Below are 22,486 nucleotides of genomic sequence, written 5' to 3'. Positions count from 1 at the left end.
AATCTGAAGGCAGGGTTTTATATCCCATTCCTGAAGACTTTAGTTTCTACCTCTCTACGATCTCTCTGGCCTTTTCAAATTGATGGAACCGGTATAGGGGACTCCTTAGAGAAGTTTAGAAAATAACGTGCAGGGTCCCGTTTTTTCGATTATGGGAGGCCTCAGGAATCTATTAAAAGAGAGTTAAATTCGAGATAATCCCTTTTTTGGGTAAGGTTTTTTCTCTTAACTTATAAAATACTCTGGGCAGGAATAAAAGATTGCATGGATTTTAAGAAAATTTCATTTTTTTATTTTTCACCGTCAGGTTCAAAATCGATCTGTTACCATTTCCTGGCAGGATAATCTCCCAGGGGATCATAGACATAAGTTATGAGAAATGGGAATACCTCTAGAGCTACCCAACTTTTAAGGGTAGGTTTTTTGGACCTGACTCCCCTCTGGAAAGGGGCTACGCCAGGAGGAGGCCCGAAGGGAGAAGGGGGTTTGATTAAAATTTAGGCATTTTAAGAAAAGAACCGGATTTTTTAAGGATAGATTACCCGATAACCTACCAAAAGGGGGAATAAAAAGTTTGAGATGAATTTTAATTGACTAAAAAATAAGCATTTTTTAAAATGACTGCCGAAATAATAGGCAAACAGGAGAGAGATTTCTGCAAAATAAATAGGCTTTTTTCGTATCCATCCATTGTAAATTCGCCAAATATCTAGTATCTTTGTAAGCACAGAGGAAATGGCATAGGATATGCTCCAGCTAAAGGTAATAGAAGTTAAGTTTAGCCTTTCCTCTACTGAAAGGTTCTCGGTGGTGTAACATCCCCAGGATATGAGTCACATAGAACCGAGAAGGGTAGTAATGCCTGTAGCTTTTTTAAAGTTACAGGGTTATAACTAAAATGAGGGAATAAGGTCCATGAAAAAGATAGAAGCTATTATCAAGCCTTTTAAATTAGATGAAGTCAGGGATAAATTGGGTGAGATCGGCGTTCAGGGAATGACGGTCAGCGAGGTTAAAGGTTTTGGACGTCAGAAAGGGCACAGTGAACTCTATCGAGGAGCGGAGTATGTGGTAGATTTTCTTCCGAAAATTAAGATGGAGATTGTAGTTCCGGATACCCTGGCCGATAAGGTTGTAGAGGTTATTTTAACGACAGCCAAAACGGGGAAGATCGGGGACGGAAAGATTTTCATTTTACCTGTGGAAGATGCTTTTCGAATTAGAACCGGAGAGCAGGGGGATCACGCTATTTAGGGCAGCAATCCCCAACATGGATAATGTTCTATGGGAGCAACGGTAACTGGTGACTGGTAACCGATGAAAGGAATGTGATGAATTTACAGGTACTTTCCAGTAACCAGAGACCTCTAACGAAAAAGGAGAAAGCGTTACATGATAGCAAGAACACCGAAGGAAGTGATCGATTACGCCAAAAAACAGGGAGTACAGTTCATTGATCTCAAATTTGAAGATCTTCCAGGGCTTTGGCAACATTTTACAATAACCTGGAATGAATTCAACGAGGCTCTTTTTGAAGAAGGAATAGGGTTTGACGGGTCCAGTATTCGTGGGTTTCAGACCATTGACCAGAGTGATATGCTTTTAGTACCGGATCCCAATACGGCCTGGATCGATCCCTTCATGAAACATCCTACTCTAAGTCTTATTTGTAATGTAAAAGACCCTGTGACCGGCGAACGCTATACCAGAGATCCCAGGTATGTAGCTCAAAAAGCTGAGAATTATTTGAAATCTACAGGAATTGCAGATATCTCTTACTTTGGTCCCGAAGCTGAGTTTTTCATTTTCGATGATATTCGATTCGGGCAGACCTACAATCAAGGGTATTATTATATCGATTCCAAGGAAGGATTCTGGAACAGCGGTAAAGAAGAGAATCCAAACCTGGGATATAAACCTCGGTACAAGGAAGGTTACTTCCCGGTCCCTCCCATGGACAGTTTACAGGACATCCGTTCTGAAATCGTAGAGACTCTGGAAAAAATCGGAATTCCTGTAGAAGTCCAACATCATGAAGTAGCTACAGCGGGTCAAGGTGAAATTGATATGAGATTTACCTCTCTGACCGATATGGCCGATCGGCTCATGACGTTCAAATATGTCGTGAAGAATGTGGCCCGGAGGAATGGAAAGACCGCTACTTTCATGCCAAAACCTATCTTCATGGATAATGGATCTGGAATGCATGTTCATCAAAGTCTCTGGAAAGATGGGAAAAATCTGTTCTATCAAAGTGGTGGATATGCGGATATCAGTCAAACCTGTAAATACTACATTGGAGGCCTGCTTAAGCATGCTCATGCTGTTTTAGCTTTTGCTGCACCGACTACCAACTCTTATAGAAGACTGGTTCCAGGCTATGAAGCCCCTGTTAATCTGGCTTACTCCCAGAGAAATAGAAGTGCTTGTGTGCGAATTCCCATGTACTCTAGAAGTGAAAAGGCCAAGAGAATCGAGTTTAGATGTCCGGATCCTTCTTGTAATGCCTATCTGGCCTTCGCGGCAATGCTTATGGCCGGACTAGATGGGATCCAGAACAAAATCGATCCGGGGGATCCTCTGGATAAAGACATCTATGACCTGGAACCTGAGGAGGCAGCCCTGGTGGAGACCGTTCCGGGTAGCCTTGAAGAAGCACTGGATGCCCTGGAAAAGGATCATGATTTCCTTATGAAAGGAGAGGTATTTACAGAGGATGTCTTAGAGACCTGGTTAAGTTACAAAAGACAACATGAAGTGGATGCCATTCGACTTCGTCCACATCCTTACGAATTCGCTCTGTATTTTGATATATAAAAATCATGGATGGCCCGGCATCTGTTGTCGGTTATCCCATCTAACCGACAACAGATGCCGGGGAGTTGACGACGAACCAGGTCAAAAACAGAGGACAAAAACAATAGGGTATAGGCCATGAACAGAGAATAAAGCCCACCGGACCAGCGAATAATGGACAAAGAATACTTAGCTATGCAATGGATATCAAAACCCTTTATGAAAATATCCTTTCGAGCTTAAGGGATGGTATTATTGTTATCGACATTAACAAAAAAATTACCTTATTCAATCAAGCTGCCGAACATTTATTAGATCTTCCTGCTTCCCAGGCCTGCGGAAAAAATTTTGATGATCTGCCGGCCATGGATTCTGAAATACGGCTCCTTATTCGAGATACCCTTCTAACGGGTAAAACTTTCTCCAGTCACAAACGGAGCCTCTTCCTAAAGAATGGAAAAACTCTCTCCCTGGATATTGCTACCTCTCCTCTTTTTAATCAACAGGGGGACATCTATGGTGTAGTTATTGTCCTTAGGGATCTTACCGCGATAAAGGATTTGGAAGAAGAAATCCGACGGAAAGATATCCTGGCTTCCATGGGAAGTGTTGCAGCAGGAATCGCCCATGAGATAAAGAATCCCCTGGGAAGTATTATCGGAGCCTCCCAACTCTTATATGAAGAAGTTAAAAATAACCCGGAACTGGCCGAATATCTTAAAGTTGTTATTAAAGAAGCAGAACGTGTAAATCGCCTCATCGAAGATTTACTGAGCCTGACCAAACCAACCCGGTTGAACTTCAAGAAGGTCAATATCCATGAAATACTTAAAAACATTCTACTTCTAGAAAGTGCTTCCTCCACAAAAATTATTTTTCAGGAAGAGTACGATCCAAGCTTACCGGAAATCCTGGCAGATAGAGAAAAGCTCACCCAGGTTTTTTTAAACCTCATCCATAACGGCATAGAGGCCATGTCTGGACAAGGAATCATTAAACTTGTTACCAGGGTATCTACCGATTGTTATATTTCTAGAACAGGTCCAGAAAAACGATCTCGTCCTATGATCGTCGTGGAAATCCATGATCAAGGGGAAGGGATTCCGGAAGATGCCATAGAAAAGCTTTTTACACCTTTTTATACTACAAAACCTAAAGGAGTTGGATTGGGACTTGCAATTTCTCATAAAATTATCGAAGAACACGAAGGCTTTATTAAAGTAGAAAGTAAAATCGGAAAAGGGAGTATATTTAAAGTATATCTGCCCCTTTCTTGAGGAAGTAGGGGAGTATGGAGGTAGGGGAGTATGCCTGTAATTTCTCCCCTACCTCCATACTCCCCTACTTCCCTATCTCTTTATTTCGTGTTCTTTATACCTGTAGGATGAACTCTTATGAAGATTCTTATCGTCGATGATGACGAAAGTATGCGCTGGGTTATGGCGAAAGCCATAGAAAAGCGTGGCTATGAAGTTTACTCCCTGGACAGTGGGGAGGCAGCCATTGAGTTTCTCCGGACACAACCCTGTTCCATTGTCTTTATGGATATTAAAATGATGGGGATATCCGGTCTGGAGGCTTTGAAAGAGATCAAGAGGAGCTACGAAGGGGTTTATGTCATTATTATGACGGCTCAAAATGATATGAAAAATGCCATCGACGCCATGAAGTTGGGAGCATTTGATTATATCACCAAACCCTTCGATTTAAATGAGATTTACCTCCTGATTGAGAAAATCCAGAGTATCGAATCCCTTAAAGAAGAGGTCACCCATCTTCGTTCTGAACTCAAGCGAAAGTCTGTTCCTGAGAGCCTTGAGAGCATCATTGGAGAGAGCAAGGGCATGCAAGAAGTTTTTAAATTGATCGGTCGTGTAGCCGATAAGGATGTTACGGTACTCATTACCGGTGAAAGTGGAACAGGCAAGGAGCTGGTCGCCAAGGTCTTACATTATAACAGTCGGCGTATTTCGAAACCTTTTGTAGTGATCAATTGTGCCGCCATTCCGGAAACGCTCCTGGAAAGCGAGTTATTTGGCCATGAGAAAGGTGCTTTTACCGACGCAACGGCTTTAAAAATCGGAAAGTTTCAACAGGCAGACGGTGGCACCATTTTTCTAGATGAGATCGGAGATATGGGCCTGGACCTTCAGGCAAAGCTCCTACGGGTTCTTCAGGATGGAGATTTCTACCGGGTTGGCGGAAGTAAAGCCATCAAGGCCAATGTTCGGGTCATTGCAGCCACGAATAAAAACCTGGAGGAAGCGGTCCGAAAGGGGCAATTTCGGGAAGATCTTTATTACCGACTCAATGTCATTAATATCCATTTACCACCCCTTCGGGAGCGGAAAAGCGATATCAAATTGCTCACGGAGTACTTTTTGAATAAAATTTCCGCCGAGTTGGGAATCGAACGAAAACATATCAGTCGTGAGGCCGAAAATCTTCTTATCCAGTACCACTGGCCCGGTAATATTCGGGAGTTGGAAAACGTTCTGAAGCGGGCCATTGTACTGACCAGTACCGATACCATTACCCCTGAGCACTTACCTGCTTCCATCTCTCAACTATCGGAGTCTCCAGAGAAGAAAAAGATTTTCCTTGAAGATATGATCGAGGCGAAACTCCAGTTGTATTCCAGTAAACTGCCTCCCGACGTTGAAGGGGATCTTTACCAGACTGTGATCGAACAGGTAGAAAAATCCCTTATTGAAAAGGTAATTCGAAAAACCAGCGGAAATCAAATTCAAGCCGCCCGCATCCTGGGAATTAATAGAAATACGCTGCGGAAGAAGATCCAGGAACTTGGAGTAGAGCTATAAAGCTCCCATCAGGTCATCTGGGATAGCCGATGAAGAATCCGTTGAAGTTCTTCCATACTGAAAGGCTTGGCCAGACATAGATTTCCAGTTTCCTGGATGAATTTCAAGGTATCGTCGGATAACAGATCTCCGGTAATGAAAATAATCCGTCTGGCAAGCTTTGGGTTTCGTTGCTTTATGTGTTGGTAGAGCTCCTGACCCCCCATTTGGGGCATTTTAATATCGGTGATAAGGAAATCATAGGACTTTGAGTTAAGATTTTCCAAAGCTGTGTCAGCCGTTCTCGAGGTATCGACCATATATCCCAGTTTTTGTAAGATCTCTGAAAGGATCTCCAGGATGATACTTTCATCGTCTACCACCAGAACTCGCTTCTCAGGAAGTATAGGATGAGGTAGCTGATTTCCCCGGGGAGATGCGGGTTCCTGTGATTTCTCTTCTTCAACTTTGACGGGAAGTTCTATAAAAAAGGTGGCCCCTTTCCCCCATTCGCTGGTTGCATAAATTCTTCCTTCATGTTCCTGCATGATCGTATAACTGATACTCAACCCAAGCCCTGTGCCTTTTCCCACGTCTTTGGTTGTGAAAAAGGGATCAAAAATCCGCCTTAAATTTTCCGGCGAAATTCCGGGACCCTCATCGGTTATAGAAACCTGAATGAACGGAGGAGTCGGATGAAGAAGCTTTTCTCCTGGATTTAGCACAAAAGTTTTGAGCAAGGGGGATTCTTGAACGGATTCTATCAATTTGGATTGAATAATCAATCGTCCCTGGCGATGGGCTTCTTGCATAGCCTGCTCGGCGTTCAGGATAATATTTAAAAATACTTGTTGGAGTTGATGAAAATCGGCCATGGTTTTAGGAAGGTTTGGTTGAAGGTTTTTAATAACTTCAATATTACTGACACGTAAGTAATAAGATCGTAGCTCTAAAACTCCCTCTATGACCTGGTTAACATCAATGAAGCGCTTTTCAGGTTTATGCTTCCTTGCAATGGTAAGCAGGTTTTGTATAGTCCTTTTGGCCCGGTCGGTTGCCTGATCCATTTTCTTTAAGATTTCCACGGTATCTTGGTCTGAGGCCAGATTCATCATCAGTAACTCGGTAAACATTTTTATAACAGCCAGAGGATTATTTATTTCATGGGCAACCCCTGAGAGCATTTGACCGAGAGATCCCATCTTTTCCGACTGAATCAACTGGTTTTGAGTTATTTTGAGTTGTTCCAGGGTCTCCTCCAGTTGGCGATTTTTTTTCTGGAGTTCTTCGGTCCTTTCCTGAACCAGCATCTCCAGGTTTTCGGTATGGGATTGAACCCTCTCGGCCAACGTATTCAGGACAAGGGCCAGCCTCTCAATTTCATCTCCCGTAGAAATTTTCAACCTGTGGGAATATTCTCCCCTCGCAATGATTTCAGACTCTCTAGATAAAACTTGTAAAGGATTGACAACAAAGCGATTGGTAATCCCTATCATTAATAAACCCGTTACAACAACGGTGATTCCTACTACGATAAGAGGTTTAAAGCGTAGGTTAGAAATAGGTTGTAGAATCCATTCTTCCGGGATATTAAGAGTAAGGATCCATCCTGTTAGCAAACTGGAAGAGCAGATAAGCATTTGTTCCCCATAAGATTTCCATCCCTTCCCGGAATCCTTCAAAAGGGCTAGAAGATCGGCTTCTATCTTCTGACCCTCCTGTTCAGGATTGGGATGGGCCAGGATAACCCCTTGATTACTTACAATATAGCTTGTTCCATAATGGGAGGTCAGCTCTTTCAATTGCCGATAGAGAATATCGGGAGTTGTGGTAACCATCAAGACTCCGCGGAGCTCTTTTTGAACCCGGTGAGGAACTGCCAGAACTATCAATTTTTTTTCGATGATCCGCTCTTTCTCCCCTACCTGGTTCAGAGCATATTCTTTCAAGTAGAGTTTCACAAATTGGGGATTTGAAATATAATTGTTTCCCTTTTTAGCTTCCTGAAACCAGATCTCTTGAGACCGGTCAAGTTTTTCTAAATGGACTTCTTGAAAATCTTGATCGTTGGATCCTCCCGCATAAACATGTTGGCGAACCATCCCGTCCAGTCCCACATACTCCTCTGAAGGATATAACCCGAAATCCAGGATTTTTTTCCCCCCTAACTCCCCTAATCCCACACTAAAGTTAACTAAATCTCCTACAGAGGGAAAAGGATCCAATTTGAGTCCGTTCCATCTTTGGAAATGATAAACCTCCAGGTCAAAGGTGTGTTTTTCCATTCCCAAACGAGAAAATGTAGCCAGGGCGGAGCTTTCACTTAAAAACTGAACCGCACTGAGTCGATCCAGAAGGTGCGTGTCGATATCCCGTTGAAAATCCTGAATCATCTGGTTGAGTCGCTGATAAGTTGTTTCTTGTAGAACCCGGCTGCTATCTTTAAAGGAAATAAACCCGAGAATAATTAAAGGAATGGTGGATAACAAAAGGGGAAAAACCAGAAACTTAAAACGAATGGTTTTCATTTATTTTCTGCGATATCCACCCGCAAGTAAAAGCTTGTCAAGGCTCCTTTGGGCCTTCATTGCCGCCTCAGCGGAAGGTTTCCCTTGTACAGTTACCTCTAAAACCAGTTCCGAGATAATGTTGGAGGTAAGAACTTCCAAAAGAAATGGTTTTCGCAAATCTTCCCAATGAGTAACTAAGAGAGGCCGCGCCAGATTATTTTCAAAATAAGTTTGCTGAGCCATCAGCCATTCATGCCATTTCTTAATGACCGGATTGGCCAGATATTTTGGGTGGTTTCGAAGAGATTTCGTAATAGGAAGAAAATGAATCGGCATGGACAGAATATATTTAAGGTAATTTTCATCCCGATAAAAAAACTTGAGAAATTCTGCAGCCTCTTCCGGATGCCGGGCTTCTTTAAAAATCATCCACGGTTCGGCATTCATCTGGGAAACAGGATAGGTTCCCAGAGGTCCGATCGGTTTGGTAAGAACTCCAAAGTGTTCCGGGTCGGCTATTTCCTTGGGAGCATATCGCTCGATATATCCGACTCCTTGCCCATAACCCGTATAAATCATGGCTACTTTTCCACGGGCAAGGGCCACAAAGGTATCTAAATATCCATATCGAATCCAATCGGGAGGGAGATAAGGTACGAGTTTCCTGTAAAACTCCAGAAGCTCTAAGATTGGTTTCTCGGTTAATAAGGGATTTCCTTTGGAATCCAAGAGATCAGCATTATTAGATTGGCGGAGTTCATCGAAAACACCGGTAATAAAAAAAGAGGTTCCCGGAAGGCCTAACCCATAACGGTCTACCCGACCATCTCCATCAAGATCTTCCGTTAAGATCCCGGCAATCTGTAGAAAATCCTCCCAGGTTTTGGGGGGGGTGAGTTGTTTTTGTTTGAATAAATCTTTTCGATAAATAAGAAGAGAAGTTCCGGCCGCATGGACAATGCCATAGTAGTGGTTATCAAAGTAACCGATCTTCTTCACCACTTCCCAGATATTGTCCTCTCCGATAGAAGCAACGATATCGTCCAGAGGGCGAAGAAGTTTTTTCGCATAAAAAAACGCACAGGTAATAGGCTGGCCATGGGTTATATCCGGGACCTTACCGGAACCGAGGGCGGTTACAAGATTATTCTCCAGCGTATCCCAGGAGATACCTACCTGCTGGATCTGAATATCCGGGTGGATGGTCTCAAAATCCTGAATAATTTCCCCCATGGCTTTAAGGAATTCAGGCTCTGTTTCTGTATGCCAGAGTACGACGACCTTTTTATCTTTGCCTTCCACCGGGTTTACCTGGGTAAAGGTCAAAATCCAACCACAGAGGAGGGTACCTATATACCATATGAAGGTCCAATCCATGGCCATTCTTCCTGATCCTTTCCCCTTCTTCAAAAGTAAGTTAAATAAGTCTTCCACCTCCTTGGTTATTTCTTATACTGTGCCAGTTTATCCAGGAATTCCTTCTTTTGAAGCACTGCCTTATTAACCACATGATCGGGTATCTCACCTCGAGAGGCTTTGACAATGCCCATACAGTCCATACGTCCTATATCCCGGAAAGCTTCATGGGTCCATCCAATACAGTGGGCGGTTACAATGACGTTGTCCAGTTTGAGTAGAGGATCATCGGGATCTACAGGTTCTTGCTCAAAGACATCTATTCCGGCCCCGGCTATCCATCCCTCGGTGAGGGCTCTGGTCAGGGCTTTTTGATCTACGATGCCTCCCCGTGCCGTATTAACAAAATAGGCCGTCTTTTTCATCAGGCGGAATTGACGCTCTCCTATCATTCTGGCAGTTTCTTTGGTTAGAGGGCAATTGACCGTTACAAAATCTGATTCCCGAAAGATAGTGTCTAAATCGTTTACCAACTCAACCCCTAAGGCTTCAGCTTTTTCTCTGGTTACATAAGGATCGTAGGCAAGGAATCTCCCAAATCCAAAGGGTTTAGCCAGACGAAACATCTCACTTCCAATGTTTCCTATTCCGACCGATCCCAGCGTTCTTCCAATAAATTCTATTCCCATATGGAAAATTTTATCCTTCCAACGCCCAGATCGAATCAATCGATCTTTAATCAACATCTTTCGGGAAAGGGCCAATAAAAAGGCCATAATCCCCCCGGCCATAGGTCTTTCCACCGCTCCAGGGGTTGTAAATATAGCCACATTGTGGTCGGTGCAGGCATCTAAATCCACAGATTCGTAACCGACTCCAAATCGCGCAATGACCACCAGTCGATCGGCTCCCTTTAAGGTATTCCGGGTCACCCGAGGGGCCAATACAATAATTCCATCTAATCCCCGAATCTGATCCGGTTGAATCTCGGGAAAATGTTCTTTAAAAAAAGTGTATTCGATATGGGGTTGCTCATCCAATAGGCTCAAACCGATATCTTCAAAAACTAACCTCCCGTCGTCTGTAAGAAAATCCCGGGTAAGACCCACTCTAAATTTATCTTTCATCGTTCAATATCCGGATAACTCCGCTGGCAGTAAGTTAGGGGAAGACCTAATTTAGTGCCATCGGAATGCTCTATGAACCAAAGAGTTAATAAACTATGCGGTCATTTTATACCGAAACCCTGAGAAGTCAATGATAATTTTTCTTGATCGAAAACAGCTTTTACGATAAGCTAAAAGTTATGATCCAACTCACCATTTTCTTTAAAGATACCCATCGATTCCATACCCCTTCCCTGGAAGAAGTTAAAGATTTCCTTTCCAAGAAGGATGTGATCCTCTGGGGGCGATGGATCCAACCTTCTGAAGAAGAACTTTGTCAATTGGAAGAAATTTTCCATTTTCATCCCTTAACCCTGGAGGATTGCCGTCACCAGAATCAGCGGGCAAAACTGGATCAGTATGAAGGATATATTTTCCTGGTTTTATTCGCCATTAAATTCAGAAAGAATCGTCTTAGAATCAAAGAGCTCCATCTGTTCCTCGGGGAAAATTATCTTATCTCGGTGGAATCTCAAATTATTCCGGCCCTTTCCAGGCTCTGGGAGAAGCCCCTTTATGCTGCAGAAATCCTTAAGAAAGGAGTCGATTTTCTTTTTTATACCCTTGCTGATCAGGTGATCGACCAGCTCTTTCCGGTTCTGGAACAACTGGATGAGATGATCGATAAACTGGAACGGAAGGCGACCCTGGTTCCCAATAAAACCTTTCTGGATCAGATCTTTCAGGTCCGACGAAAACTGGTATTCCTCAGAAAAGCCGTAGGACCTATGCGGGATGTATTTAATAAAATTCTTAATCGAGGAATACCTCAAATTCAAGAAGATCATCTTGTATATTTTCGGGACATTTATGACCACACGGTAAGGATTTATGAATTTCTCGAGATGCAGCGAGATCTCCTTTCGGCCACCCTGGATGCCTATCTTTCTTCAGTTTCTAATAACCTTAATGAAGTCATGAAGCGCCTGACGGTTGTTTCTACCATTTTCCTTCCTTTAAATTTTATAGCCGGGGTGTTTGGAATGAATTTTGAAGGTCTCCCCATAAAAAGTAATCTGGTTTTCAGTTTAACCCTGGTTTCCTTTATCGTAGTGCCTGTAGGGATGTTCTTATGGATGAAATGGAAACATTGGATGTGAAGGAAAGGGCGAGACCCGGGTCACAGGAAAGGTAGTTCCTGGGATCTTGCCTCGACCAAGATACACCTTGACAAGAAGGGACTTTAGACTTTAAGTTTAAGATGGAATACTTTGAATTTTTATTCTCGGCCGCAAGCACTGCGCGTCATCCCTATCAGGGGATGGCGTAGGCGTAGAGTGACCCCATTTTCACAAAAAGGAGTGTTAAAATCGATTATGGCTAATAAGGTCCAACTTGATGAAGTGACCGTACGGTTTGCCGGGGATTCCGGTGATGGGATGCAACTGACGGGAATGCAATTTACAGACACGACTGCTCTCATGGGAAATGATTTGAGCACATTACCGGATTTTCCTGCGGAGATTCGAGCCCCTGCCGGAACCCTATATGGCGTCAGTGGTTTTCAACTCCACTTTAGTAGCTTTGATATCCACACACCGGGAGATTCACCGGATGTATTAGTAGCCATGAATCCGGCAGCTTTAAAGGTCAATTTAGATGAACTTAAGCCCGGTGGGATGATTATTGTGAATAGTGATGATTTCGATGAGAAAAACTTAAAGCTTGCCAATTATAAGTCTAATCCCCTGGAAGATGGTTCCCTGGCCGGTTACGAAGTCCATGCTTTACCCCTTTCCAAGATGACGCTGGAAGCCTTGAAGGATTTGGGTTTACCGGTTAAGGATGCCGAACGTTGTAAGAATTTCTTTGCCTTAGGACTTTTATACTGGATATACAACCGAAAGATGGAGCCGACTATAGAATGGCTCAAAACCAAGTTTGCCAAAAAACCATTGATTTTAGAAGCTAATTTACGGGCTTTAAAGGCCGGTTACCATTTTGGGGAAACCACCGAAGTTTTTACAACCCGATATGAAGTAAAACCTGCCAAGCTAAAACCTGGTAAATATCGGAATATTTCGGGAAATGAAGCGACCGCTTTAGGACTGGTAGCTGCTTCCAAAAAGAGTGGACTGCCTTTGTTTCTGGGAAGTTATCCCATTACTCCGGCCAGTACGATTCTTCATCAGCTTGCCGGTTATAAAAATTATGGAGTCCGAACATTCCAGGCGGAGGATGAAATTGCAGGTATTTGTGCAGCAATTGGAGCTTCATTTGCCGGTGCACTGGGCGTTACCAGTACAAGTGGCCCTGGCGTGGCCCTCAAAACAGAGGCTATTGGTCTGGCCGTTATGGTCGAATTGCCCCTTGTGATCTGCGATATTCAACGAGGAGGTCCCAGTACAGGTCTTCCCACAAAAACAGAACAGGCCGATCTGCTTCAAGCTTTGTATGGACGTAACAGTGAAGCCCCGGTACCTGTCTTAGCTGCAGCAACCCCAGGAGACTGCTTCTATACCGTCTATGAGGCCTGTCGCATCGCCTTGAAGTACATGACTCCGGTTTTCTTCCTGTCAGATGGTTACCTGGCTAACGGTGCAGAACCCTGGTTAATTCCCAATTCGAAAGACCTGCCTGAAATTAAAGTCAGGTTTCGTACCGATCCAAACGGCTTTTATCCTTACCTGCGGGATGAGAATACCCTGGCAAGACCCTGGGCTATTCCTGGGACCCCTGGATTGGAACATCGAATCGGAGGACTTGAAAAGCAGCACATTACAGGAAACGTAAACTATGAACCTGAGAACCATGAGCTGATGGTTAAACTCCGTGCGGAGAAGGTAGCCCGTATCGCCCAGGAAATTCCTCCTACCCGGATCTATGGACAACCGGAAGGAGATTTGTTGGTGGTAGGCTGGGGGAGTACCTTTGGCTCTATTCTCACAGCCGTTGAACGATGCCAGGCAGAAGGACTGTTGGTTTCCAATGTTCATTTAAGATATCTTAATCCACTTCCCCCGGATCTGGGAAATATCCTCAAGCGTTTCAATAAAGTCCTTCTTCCTGAAATGAATCTGGGTCAGTTGGCCAAGGTGCTGCGGGCAGAATACCTCGTCCCGATTATTTCCTTTAGCAAAGTCCAGGGCTTGCCTTTTACCCCGGGAGAAATTGAGAAAAAGATCAAAGAACTCCTTAAAGGATGACTGAAAAGATTCAACCACCAAGATACAAAGACCCAAAGGAAAGTCCAAAATCCTCTTTACCTCAGACCCTCGCTCCTACAGTTTCCACGGGTTCGACAGGCTTACTCCGGAGAGAAGGAACGGGGGAGGGTGATGGTTAAGTCTTAGTATCTTCGTGGTTAAAAATTACATTTCTATGAGTACTGTCAAAACAACCGATAACGGAAATCCACCTCCCTTAACCAAAAAAGATTTTGAATCGGATCAGGATGTACGTTGGTGCCCGGGTTGTGGGGATTATTCCATTTTAGCGCAGGTTCAAAGAGTCCTGCCGGAATTGGGTATCAAACGGGAAAATTATGTTTTTGTCGCCGGAATAGGCTGTTCCAGTCGATTCCCCTACTACATGAATACATATGGTTTTCATGGAATCCATGGCCGGGCTCCCGCCATTGCTACAGGTGTAAAATGTATTAACCAGGATCTATCGGTATGGATCGCTACCGGGGATGGTGATGGATTGAGTATCGGAGGAAATCACCTTATTCATATCCTACGTCGCAACGTAGATGTCAAGATCCTGTTGTTCAACAATAAAATTTATGGATTAACCAAGGGTCAGTATTCTCCAACCTCGGAATACGGAAAGAAGACATACTCTACACCCTTCGGTTCCATCGACCATCCTTTCAATCCTATCTCGGTAGCTTTAGGGGCTGAAGGAACTTTTGTGGCCCGTACCATAGATCGAGACCCCAAGCATCTTCAAGAAATGATACGGCGTGCGGCCCGTCATAAGGGGACTGCTTTCATAGAAATCTATCAGAACTGTAATATCTTTAACGATGGAGCCTTTTCCCATCTGACCGAAAAGGATGTAAAGGATGATAATGTCCTTTACCTGGAACATGGAAAGCCCCTGGTATTTGGAAAAAACCGGGATAAGGGGATTAAGCTGGAAGGCTTAAAACCCCGGGTGGTCTCTTTAAAAGACGGTTATGCCTTAGATGACCTTTTAGTTCATGATGAAACGGCCCAGGAACCTACACTGGCTTATATTTTGAGCCATCTGCCGGATCATCCCGGATTCCCAACACCGGTTGGGGTATTCCGTTGTGTACAGCGTCCGACTTACGATATGGAGATGACAGAACAGATCCTGAACGCTAAAAAACAGCTTGGAGAAGGAGACCTGGACGCCCTTCTTACCGGTGGAAATACCTGGGTAATTCCAGAATAAAGTGAGGTAGGAGTCCAGGAGTATGGGAGAACTCCCATACTCCGACCTTCCTATACGCTGTGATTATGGATCGTGAGATTATCGATGACGAAATCAGGCAAATGTATGAAGAATCTGGAAGTACCCCTAAGGTCCTCGATGAAAGCACGATCAAAGTCCCTATCCGAAATCTCCCTCTGCACAAACCCATCCTCCTGGAAGAGGGGAGTTCTGTTGCCCAGGCCCTGGATTTGATGAAGAAAAACCGGATTGGGTGTATGCTGGTGGTAAGAAATGGGAAATTGACCGGCATCTTCACAGAACGGGATGTACTGATGAAAATTGTTGGAACCCCTCTAGACCTGTCCACCACTCCCATCGAGACGTTGATGACCCGAAACCCGGATTGTCTCCAGCCGGATGATATGATTGCCTTCGCATTGAATCGTATGCATATCGGGGGATTCCGCCATATCCCTCTGGTAGATGAGGCCCATAAGCCTGTTGGGATTGTCTCAGTAAAGGATATCGTCGATTACCTGGTAGATCATTTCTCTGAAGAAGTTTTAAATCTACCCCCTAACCCTATACGGATCACTACGGAACGGGAAGGAGCTTAAAGCCCGGCCTTATAAAAGATCTTTTCCCTACGAAACGGGGAATAAGGACCCGGCCTCCAGACCTTTAAGTTCAAGTTTAGACCTGGGAAGCGAAGTCAGGAAATACTCCTTTCCTCTATGTTGGCGTCGACCAGGGGTAAAAACTAACTTTTTTCGGCTCCAATACTTAAAAAGGCCAGAAGACCCAGTAAATAAATAACTCCGGCCAGAATTAATACCACTTTAAATCCGAAGACAAGAGCCAAAATGACACACAGCACAGAACCGATGACGGTAGCATAACCGTTAATCCCCCAAACCCAGGGAATCAATTTAGGAGCTATATGGTCTACCATCCTAATTCCCAGCGGGAAAGGCATCCCCAATAAAAGTCCCAGTGGCATGATCACAGCAATAGAGATTAAAATCCTTATGGCCAGAGGCTGCCCCAGAAAGGTTTCAAAGAGGGTTACGGTAAACATTAATTGAACAATAAGCTGAAGGGTAATGCCGAGGATAATGAAAGTTAAGGCCCTGGGAATATGGGTCACAAACCTGCCAGAAAGATAACTCCCTATACCTGCCGAAACAAGGATGGAGAATAGAACAGCGGTTATGGAGTGAGCCGGATAACCAATAAACAGGGTAAATTTTTGTATCAGGCTGATTTCTATCAGAATAAAACCGAGACCCAGGGAAAAGAAGTAGATGAGAAATTTTCCTTTGTCCCGGGTTCTGAGTCCTGCTCGATTGAATAAATAAAGGGGCAGGATAATAAAAAGGACCGATAAAATAGCGGCTTCGGCCAGGATAATCAAAAGCACGGTATCCGACTCGATACGCCCTCCCCCCACCAGGACTTCTAAAGGCTCGGGTAATTGATCCGATAGCTTAAAAGAGGCAAACCTTTTGAAATGGTTGAAAAAAGGTCGATCGTCTGTAGCTGGAGAAAGATTAAAACCCACATCTAAGTAGTCTTTCCAGCCGTTCTCCCTGGATATGATGTGGTAATAAAGATTATCATCCTGTTTCATGGAAGGATCATACAGCATTTTGTAATTGGGAAAACCCTCCACATACTTCTGAAACTTTTCAATCTCTTCCGGGGTAATAGGGCTTTTCTTCAAACAAAATCCTTCCCGAATAGGAGACCCTTCCGAGATAATTACCATATAATCTTGTGGATTTGTAATACCCCTTTCTCGAAGGGTTTGGGCAGCCACCGAGGCCAGGCGTATGGCACCCTGACGACGGATGTAAAGGTAACCATCCTCCTTGAGGTGATCCAGGTAAGCATGAAAGGCTTCTACCGTCAGTAAATAGCTTTCCGAAAGATTAAGAGCCCCTGAAGCAATGGCAATGGGGGAGGCATTATTAATCTGTTGAATAATATCGAACTTTTCCCTGCTTCGACTTATGTAGCTTCTCCCTTCATCATTGATAAGCTTTACATTGGGTCGGCCATAAATATTCCCTATGAAGGCTTTGTACTCGTTCTGAACAATATCTGTAATGATGGGATCTAATTCCACACCGATTATGGAGTTAGATCCGTAGGAAAGGGCCTCTAGCACTTCTGCACCGCCTGCCGGACCTACAATAAGGATATCAAAGTTCTTCTTGAGCCGATAAACTACAGGCGCCAATGCAGAGGGAGACGGTAGGGGGGCACCTTCACGATAAGGAACCATATAAGCGGTGTTCGTACCTCCATTAATCCATATAATCTTGTAAGGGAACATATCGGCCACATCTACACGAGATACCGCACTCCAGCGTGTGAATTCGACTTTACCTGTCTTTACATCGAAATTAAAGGTTCGTTTGATCTCATGGACCTGAATCTCGAAATATTTATCTGCATAGGGAAGGAGAAAGGCACCGGCAACTAAAAAAAGACAGCTCAGGAAAATGAACTTTTTATGGGTATAAAAACTAAAAAAAATGGCGCCGGCAAAGCCCATCAGGGCAGAGAAAATGACCGTTCCAGATCCTCCCAGTTTAGAAATCAATAACACCATAATAAAGCATCCGATCCCGGCTCCCAATAAATCATAGAAGTACAAGGTATTTACCTGCTTCGGCAGATGGGAGAGAAGCAGGGCTATGATCATTCCCGAGAAGAAGAAGGGAGTTCCCAGGGCCAAATAATAAACGGTCAAATAAAAGAGTTGAATAGGCTCTTGAGAAATAGCACTAAATCTTAAAGGTACATCCACTACGACTTTGAGGGTTATCAGGGTACCGACTCCAAAGGCTAAAGATAAAAAGGTTAAAAATTTATCTAAAGTATAGGTATGAATGCGTCGCGATATGGAGAGCACAACCCCACTGAACCCGAAGCCAAACAGTGCGGTACTGATAATCAGAAAAGCAAATTGATTGAAAAAAATAACCGCAAAGATACGGGTCATGGTAATTTCCAACAGGAGAGTGGCTGCGGAGATAATGAGGATTCCCAGATAGTAGGTATATCCTTTGCCGGTGAGGGTTTTCTGGAGTTTTCGGAAAGGAAAGTAAACAAGGATCTGCCGGAGAATCCATAACCCGGTAATAATTAAAAGGGGTTTTTCATAATTGGTCAGGCTGAATTTAAATCCTACAAATTTAAAAGAGATAGGACCTATAAAATGACGAACCAACAGGCCTGAAAATTCTAAAATGATGAGAGCATTAATAAGCTTTAAAAAAGCCTTATGAGAAAGCAACTTCATGTCTTACTCCTTATAACCTAACCGATTGGCTTTCTAACCCGGTCCCACACCTGGTATCTGTCATGCAGAAAGTATTATCGAAGAAATCCTCTGTCAACAGAAAAAGAAATTCCCCATGAAATTTTCTCTGTTTCTTCTGACCCGAATAGTTTAAGCACTTTGATTTTCAATAACTTAAAAAAGTCAGGATATTTAAGTTTTAGAATCCCCATCAAAATTTTATAGAAAGAGAAGATCCAACCCACGGATAATTCTTGACTTCTTTTAGAGCATTGACTAAATTACTCTCATGTTAAAGGAATCCTGTTAAATAAAAGGAAATAGGCGGATTAAGTTAGACAATGTTTTTAGGATGGGAACTTGGAAAGGGGTTGACTTATGCAGCAAAAACGCATTTGCGCAGTTATTCTGGCCCGAAATGAAGAGAAAACCATCGGGGAAATCATCCGAAATACCAAACCGCTTGTTGACGAAGTGGTGGTGGTCGATGGGCATTCCACCGATAACACCCGAGTCATTGCCGAAAGGGAAGGAGCGCGGGTTCTCCTGGACCATGGTAAAGGAAAAGGGGATGGGATCCGCACGGCCATTCAACAAGTTGATAGTGATATTCTGGTTTTTCTAGATGCCGATGGGTCCCATGATCCCAATGATATTCCCCGGCTGGTCCAACCTATCTTAGACGATGAGGCCGATTTGGTCGTGGGTTCCCGGGGACGAGGAGGAAGCGATGAATTACACGGGGATATTCAGAAACTTCTCCGAATGGTTGGAGCCGATCTCATTTTAATAGCCATCAATTACCGGTGGAATGTCCGCTTAACGGATAGCCAGAATGGATTTCGAGCTATCCGAACCGAAGTGGCCAGGGCCTTGAATCTTAAGGAAAACATTACTACCATTGAGCAGGAAATGACCATGAAATGTCTGAAAAAAGGGTACCGGGTCGGTGAGGTTCCCACCCATGAATATGCAAGACGTTATGGAAAATCGGTTATTGTGTTGAGAAAAGTATGGTATCGATACATCTGGAGTTTGATCAAAAATATTTTTTAACTTCTCAGCGATAAAGACCTGAAGGTAGGAAGATCAAGGGCGGTAAAAGTAGCCAGGATGAAAAAATAGTGCTTTTCTCCATCTTCTAGGATTAGTCTTCCGAGATTTCAGTGCCTTTGTAGCTGATAAGTTATAAAGAGACATTTAACATCGTGTTATCACCTTATCTAGCCCTTGCAAAAAATATCTTGGTATCCAACCTAAAGAGATTAGACTTTCCCTATAAGCTCACCTATGCTCTGACATATTGGTGTAATTATCGTTGTAAGACCTGCAATATCTGGCAAAAGAAGCCTGTAAATGAGCTTTCGTTAAAAGAAATTCAGCAGTTCTTTCGTAACTCCAACCAATTTTCATGGGTAGATCTAACCGGCGGAGAGGTGTTTCTGAGGAAGGATTTTCTGGGTATTGTGGAAGCAGTTTTATCCAACTGTCAGAACTTACTCTTATTGCACTTTCCAACAAACGGTTACTTAACGGATAAAATTGTCTCGTCGGTGGAAAAGATCATGGGCTGGAAACCTCCAAAGCTGATCATTACCGTCAGTATGGATGGAGATGAAACGGTTAATGATGAAGTTCGGGGAATCAAAGGAGGTTGGAAGCGCCAGATAGAAACCTTTAAGCAACTTCATGGGATTCCAGGAGTCAAGACGGTTTTAGGGATGACCTTATCCGCCTACAACGCCGATCAGATTGAAGTAGCCTTTCAGGCGGCGAAGCGAGAGTGTGACTGGCTTACCTATGAGGATTTTCACGTTAATATCGCCCATGTATCTGGACACTATTATAGTAATGAGGATCAAGATCCCTATCAGGGAAATCAGGAAAAATTGATTACAGAAGTTAAAAAATACCTACGGCATCGAGGTATGCCGACTAACCCGGTTTCCTTTTTAGAGAGGGAATATTTAAAGCGGGTAGAAAGCTACCTTCAAACCGGAAAAACTCCGATTCGGTGCCATTCTTTAAAATCCTCTTGCTTTCTGGATCCCTTTGGTAAAGTCTATCCCTGCGGGATGTATAGTCGCGTGGTAGGGGATATTCGAGAGAACGGGTATGATCTATCGCGAATCTGGAATTCTGAGAAGTGTCAAAAACTCCAGAAGGAAATCTGGGAGTATAAATGTCCCCAGTGTTGGACCCCCTGCGAAGCTTATCAAAGCATTTTAGGCTCTTTATTCCGAAGGGAATGATCAGGATAGGCCTATTTCTTTTCACTCTCCCACTGAACTAAGAGTTGGCTGAGTAATTTCTGCACGCTGCTTAGCCTGAGAATATCTCGACAGTATTTTAAATCAATGGGATTAAAAGTACGTGATCGGGTAAGATCATCTACCAACAGATAAATTTCATATTCTCTAGAACGACCTACATAGATGCAACAATCGGCTCCACACTGTGGAATCTCACAGGCTACATAAAAATTAGAGTTTAAATCCTTGGGTTCCAACAAGTATCGATAAAGTGCATCCAGCTTGGGCGAAAGGTTAGAGGAACCTAAATCTATTTCTACCTGATCATACCGCTTTGACGGCTGGGAAATACGATAGTCTCCGATAAACTGGCACAACTTCCTGTTTTCCCTGGAAAAGCAGAACAACCCGGCCCGATCCGTCATTAAAATATACTTGAGTTTTCCCAATACATATTTTAACTTCCGCCGTATTGGAAGGGAACGCAGGGTTTTAACCAGGGCTTCCTCTACCAATCGTCGAATGTTTTCGTCGAGAGCTTTCTTCTGTGGAAATAATACATGCCCGGTGAAGGTATAAGTTCCATTTTCCCGGCTATACTGAATAAAAGTTTTCTGGAGATAAACACTGTCATAATCTTGAAGGGCTACCCGTAGATCATTGATAATGGCCAGTAGCGGTGCACGAGGTCCCAGATATTGACGAATAGCTTCCTTACTGATGGCTTTTCCACGGTTTCGAACCAGCATCCGCAGAACGGCAATTGCCATATATAGCCGGTTCCCTCTACCCGGAAGAATATCCCGATCTTTATGTCGAAAAGTCCGGGTCAAGAAATCAAAATGATATTCGTCGGAAATGGAAAGAGCCCGACTTTGCTCCACCAGCCGTGTTAAGCGATAGTGCAATTCCTCTAAATCCGAAGGGCCTCCCCGAAGAAACATAAAATCAAAGATGGAATTCTCCAGGAAAGGCGGGAAATCGGACTGAGGAGGTTTCTGGGATAAAATCAAAAGAACCGGAAGACCCAGAACCTCCAAATCTTCATGCAGATCGATCTGATCTTTGATTACTACCAAATAAACCTCTTTCATCTGCTCATTGAAACTGAGTAAGGTCAACCTATCCGAGACCACCGTAATCGGATAACCTGTTTGTTGTAACCAGGATATCAGCGGATCTTCTTTCTCCATTCCATAACAGGCAATCTTTACATACCTTAAGAGAGTCTGGTCCATATCTATAGTCCTGCTCCCCTATTTCCTCCCCACCTTTTCAGGGAGAATTTCAAAATTTGGAAAGACCGATTCCCTCCTAATCTATTAAAAATAAAAGCTATTAAAGCAAAATTTAAAAATTAAATAGAGGAGAATTTCAGGGAAAATTTATTTTTTGTTGACATTTTTAACAGGATCTTTTTATACTTTCAGGTAAAATTTCAAAGCTTAAAAAAGGCTGATTTTTTAAGCCTTCAAAAATAAGATAGTTAAGGGGAAGACAGGAGAATTAAACAAAAGAATTCCAGGTAAAATTCTTTTTCTGCCCCTTCTATTCCCCTGCCTCCCTCCTTTACTAACTACTTAGTTTTAATGTTTTCATCGTAGAAGTAAATGTCAAGATGAGACCTTATCCAAACGAAAAACTCAAGTTAATTAAAACCTTGGGTGTCAGGCTATGGGATAACATCCCATAACCGACTAAAGGAGAAAAGAGTATGCCCCACATCACATTGGTCCGTCCACCTACTCTGGTGTCCTACTATGCCAGTACACGATCCTTAACTCCCCCCCTGGGCTTAGCCTATGTGGCTTCCAGTTTGAAGAGAGCCGGCCACAGCGTCACCATCGTAGACGCAGTGGGAGAAGCTCCCCACAAAGTCATGCGACTCTTCAACGGAAAAATGCTGGTAACCGGCCTGTCCATACCGGAAATCCTCCAACGCATCCCT

16 protein-coding genes are annotated in these 22,486 nt (G+C 43.5%); 11 read left to right on the top strand and 5 right to left on the bottom strand.

The genetic code is table 11. The annotated features are described in order from the left end of the window. Positions 1–915: 915 nt before the first annotated feature. From VNM22_17760 to ntrC, 4 genes are all read left to right on the top strand, one after another. Positions 916–1,254, top strand: coding sequence for a P-II family nitrogen regulator (locus VNM22_17760; GenBank protein HWP49007.1), 339 nt, complete (start codon positions 916–918; stop codon positions 1,252–1,254). A gap of 138 nt (positions 1,255–1,392) precedes the next feature. Beyond that, positions 1,393–2,817 (top strand): type I glutamate--ammonia ligase, encoded by a 1,425-nt coding sequence (gene glnA, locus VNM22_17755; protein HWP49006.1) that lies wholly within the window; start codon positions 1,393–1,395, stop codon positions 2,815–2,817. 179 nt (positions 2,818–2,996) lie between these two features. Continuing rightward, on the top strand, positions 2,997–4,073 hold the full coding sequence (locus tag VNM22_17750) for an ATP-binding protein (protein HWP49005.1): 1,077 nt from the start codon (positions 2,997–2,999) through the stop codon (positions 4,071–4,073). Positions 4,074–4,190: 117 nt separating this feature from the next. Beyond that, positions 4,191–5,618: a nitrogen regulation protein NR(I) gene (gene ntrC / locus VNM22_17745; protein ID HWP49004.1), complete on the top strand. Its 1,428-nt coding sequence runs from the start codon at positions 4,191–4,193 to the stop codon at positions 5,616–5,618. Between the two features lie 8 nt (positions 5,619–5,626). On the opposite strand, the gene VNM22_17740 is transcribed toward ntrC, so the two are convergent. From VNM22_17740 to VNM22_17730, 3 genes are all read right to left on the bottom strand, one after another. Further along, positions 5,627–8,125: a response regulator gene (locus VNM22_17740; GenBank protein ID HWP49003.1), complete on the bottom strand. Its 2,499-nt coding sequence runs from the start codon at positions 8,123–8,125 to the stop codon at positions 5,627–5,629. Next, positions 8,126–9,484: a sugar ABC transporter substrate-binding protein gene (locus VNM22_17735; GenBank protein ID HWP49002.1), complete on the bottom strand. Its 1,359-nt coding sequence runs from the start codon at positions 9,482–9,484 to the stop codon at positions 8,126–8,128. It lies immediately after the preceding gene. 65 nt (positions 9,485–9,549) lie between these two features. Next, entirely contained in the window at positions 9,550–10,590 is a 1,041-nt protein-coding gene (locus VNM22_17730; GenBank protein ID HWP49001.1) for a hydroxyacid dehydrogenase, read from the bottom strand. Positions 10,591–10,733: 143 nt separating this feature from the next. Between VNM22_17730 and corA the strand changes: the two genes are divergently transcribed. From corA to VNM22_17710, 4 genes are all read left to right on the top strand, one after another. Continuing rightward, positions 10,734–11,729, top strand: coding sequence for a magnesium/cobalt transporter CorA (gene corA, locus VNM22_17725; GenBank protein ID HWP49000.1), 996 nt, complete (start codon positions 10,734–10,736; stop codon positions 11,727–11,729). Positions 11,730–11,945: 216 nt separating this feature from the next. Then, positions 11,946–13,775 (top strand): 2-oxoacid:acceptor oxidoreductase subunit alpha, encoded by a 1,830-nt coding sequence (locus VNM22_17720; GenBank protein ID HWP48999.1) that lies wholly within the window; start codon positions 11,946–11,948, stop codon positions 13,773–13,775. Positions 13,776–13,950: 175 nt separating this feature from the next. Further along, positions 13,951–14,994, top strand: a complete 1,044-nt coding sequence (locus tag VNM22_17715) for a 2-oxoacid:ferredoxin oxidoreductase subunit beta (GenBank protein ID HWP48998.1) — start codon at positions 13,951–13,953, stop codon at positions 14,992–14,994. A gap of 65 nt (positions 14,995–15,059) precedes the next feature. After that, positions 15,060–15,593 (top strand): CBS domain-containing protein, encoded by a 534-nt coding sequence (locus VNM22_17710; protein HWP48997.1) that lies wholly within the window; start codon positions 15,060–15,062, stop codon positions 15,591–15,593. A 143-nt stretch (positions 15,594–15,736) separates the two neighbouring features. Here VNM22_17710 and VNM22_17705 read toward each other — a convergent pair whose 3' ends face one another. Continuing rightward, entirely contained in the window at positions 15,737–18,286 is a 2,550-nt protein-coding gene (locus tag VNM22_17705; protein ID HWP48996.1) for a hypothetical protein, read from the bottom strand. Between the two features lie 378 nt (positions 18,287–18,664). Here VNM22_17705 and VNM22_17700 point away from each other — a divergent pair, with 378 nt between their 5' ends. Continuing rightward, positions 18,665–19,342, top strand: coding sequence for a glycosyltransferase family 2 protein (locus VNM22_17700; GenBank protein ID HWP48995.1), 678 nt, complete (start codon positions 18,665–18,667; stop codon positions 19,340–19,342). Positions 19,343–19,494: 152 nt separating this feature from the next. Then, on the top strand, positions 19,495–20,538 hold the full coding sequence (locus tag VNM22_17695) for a radical SAM protein (GenBank protein ID HWP48994.1): 1,044 nt from the start codon (positions 19,495–19,497) through the stop codon (positions 20,536–20,538). Between the two features lie 11 nt (positions 20,539–20,549). On the opposite strand, the gene VNM22_17690 is transcribed toward VNM22_17695, so the two are convergent. Continuing rightward, the gene (locus tag VNM22_17690) at positions 20,550–21,776 is read right to left on the bottom strand and encodes a hypothetical protein (protein ID HWP48993.1); all 1,227 of its coding nucleotides are present in this window, start codon (positions 21,774–21,776) and stop codon (positions 20,550–20,552) included. 476 nt (positions 21,777–22,252) lie between these two features. On the opposite strand from VNM22_17690, the gene VNM22_17685 reads away from it, so the two are divergent. Then, on the top strand, positions 22,253–22,486 hold a 234-nt coding region (locus VNM22_17685; GenBank protein HWP48992.1), incomplete at its 3' end, for a hypothetical protein.

The sequence above is a fragment of the Candidatus Limnocylindrales bacterium genome, assembly GCA_035559535.1.
Lineage (GTDB): Bacteria > Moduliflexota > Moduliflexia > Moduliflexales > JAUQPW01 > JAUQPW01.
This window is presented reverse-complemented; position numbering and strand designations above follow the sequence as displayed.

Excerpts from the sequence above, each read along its gene's own strand:
- ntrC (HWP49004.1), top strand. The coding sequence starts at position 4,191 with ATGAAGATTCTTATCGTCGATGATGACGAAAGTATGCGCTGGGTTATG.
- VNM22_17705 (HWP48996.1), bottom strand. The coding sequence starts at position 18,286 with ATGAAGTTGCTTTCTCATAAGGCTTTTTTAAAGCTTATTAATGCTCTC.
- VNM22_17720 (HWP48999.1), top strand. The coding sequence starts at position 11,946 with ATGGCTAATAAGGTCCAACTTGATGAAGTGACCGTACGGTTTGCCGGG.
- VNM22_17690 (HWP48993.1), bottom strand. The coding sequence starts at position 21,776 with ATGGACCAGACTCTCTTAAGGTATGTAAAGATTGCCTGTTATGGAATG.
- VNM22_17730 (HWP49001.1), bottom strand. The coding sequence starts at position 10,590 with ATGAAAGATAAATTTAGAGTGGGTCTTACCCGGGATTTTCTTACAGAC.
- VNM22_17750 (HWP49005.1), top strand. The coding sequence starts at position 2,997 with ATGGATATCAAAACCCTTTATGAAAATATCCTTTCGAGCTTAAGGGAT.
- glnA (HWP49006.1), top strand. The coding sequence starts at position 1,393 with ATGATAGCAAGAACACCGAAGGAAGTGATCGATTACGCCAAAAAACAG.
- VNM22_17710 (HWP48997.1), top strand. The coding sequence starts at position 15,060 with ATGGATCGTGAGATTATCGATGACGAAATCAGGCAAATGTATGAAGAA.
- VNM22_17735 (HWP49002.1), bottom strand. The coding sequence starts at position 9,484 with ATGGATTGGACCTTCATATGGTATATAGGTACCCTCCTCTGTGGTTGG.
- VNM22_17740 (HWP49003.1), bottom strand. The coding sequence starts at position 8,125 with ATGAAAACCATTCGTTTTAAGTTTCTGGTTTTTCCCCTTTTGTTATCC.
- VNM22_17700 (HWP48995.1), top strand. The coding sequence starts at position 18,665 with ATGCAGCAAAAACGCATTTGCGCAGTTATTCTGGCCCGAAATGAAGAG.
- VNM22_17715 (HWP48998.1), top strand. The coding sequence starts at position 13,951 with ATGAGTACTGTCAAAACAACCGATAACGGAAATCCACCTCCCTTAACC.
- VNM22_17760 (HWP49007.1), top strand. The coding sequence starts at position 916 with ATGAAAAAGATAGAAGCTATTATCAAGCCTTTTAAATTAGATGAAGTC.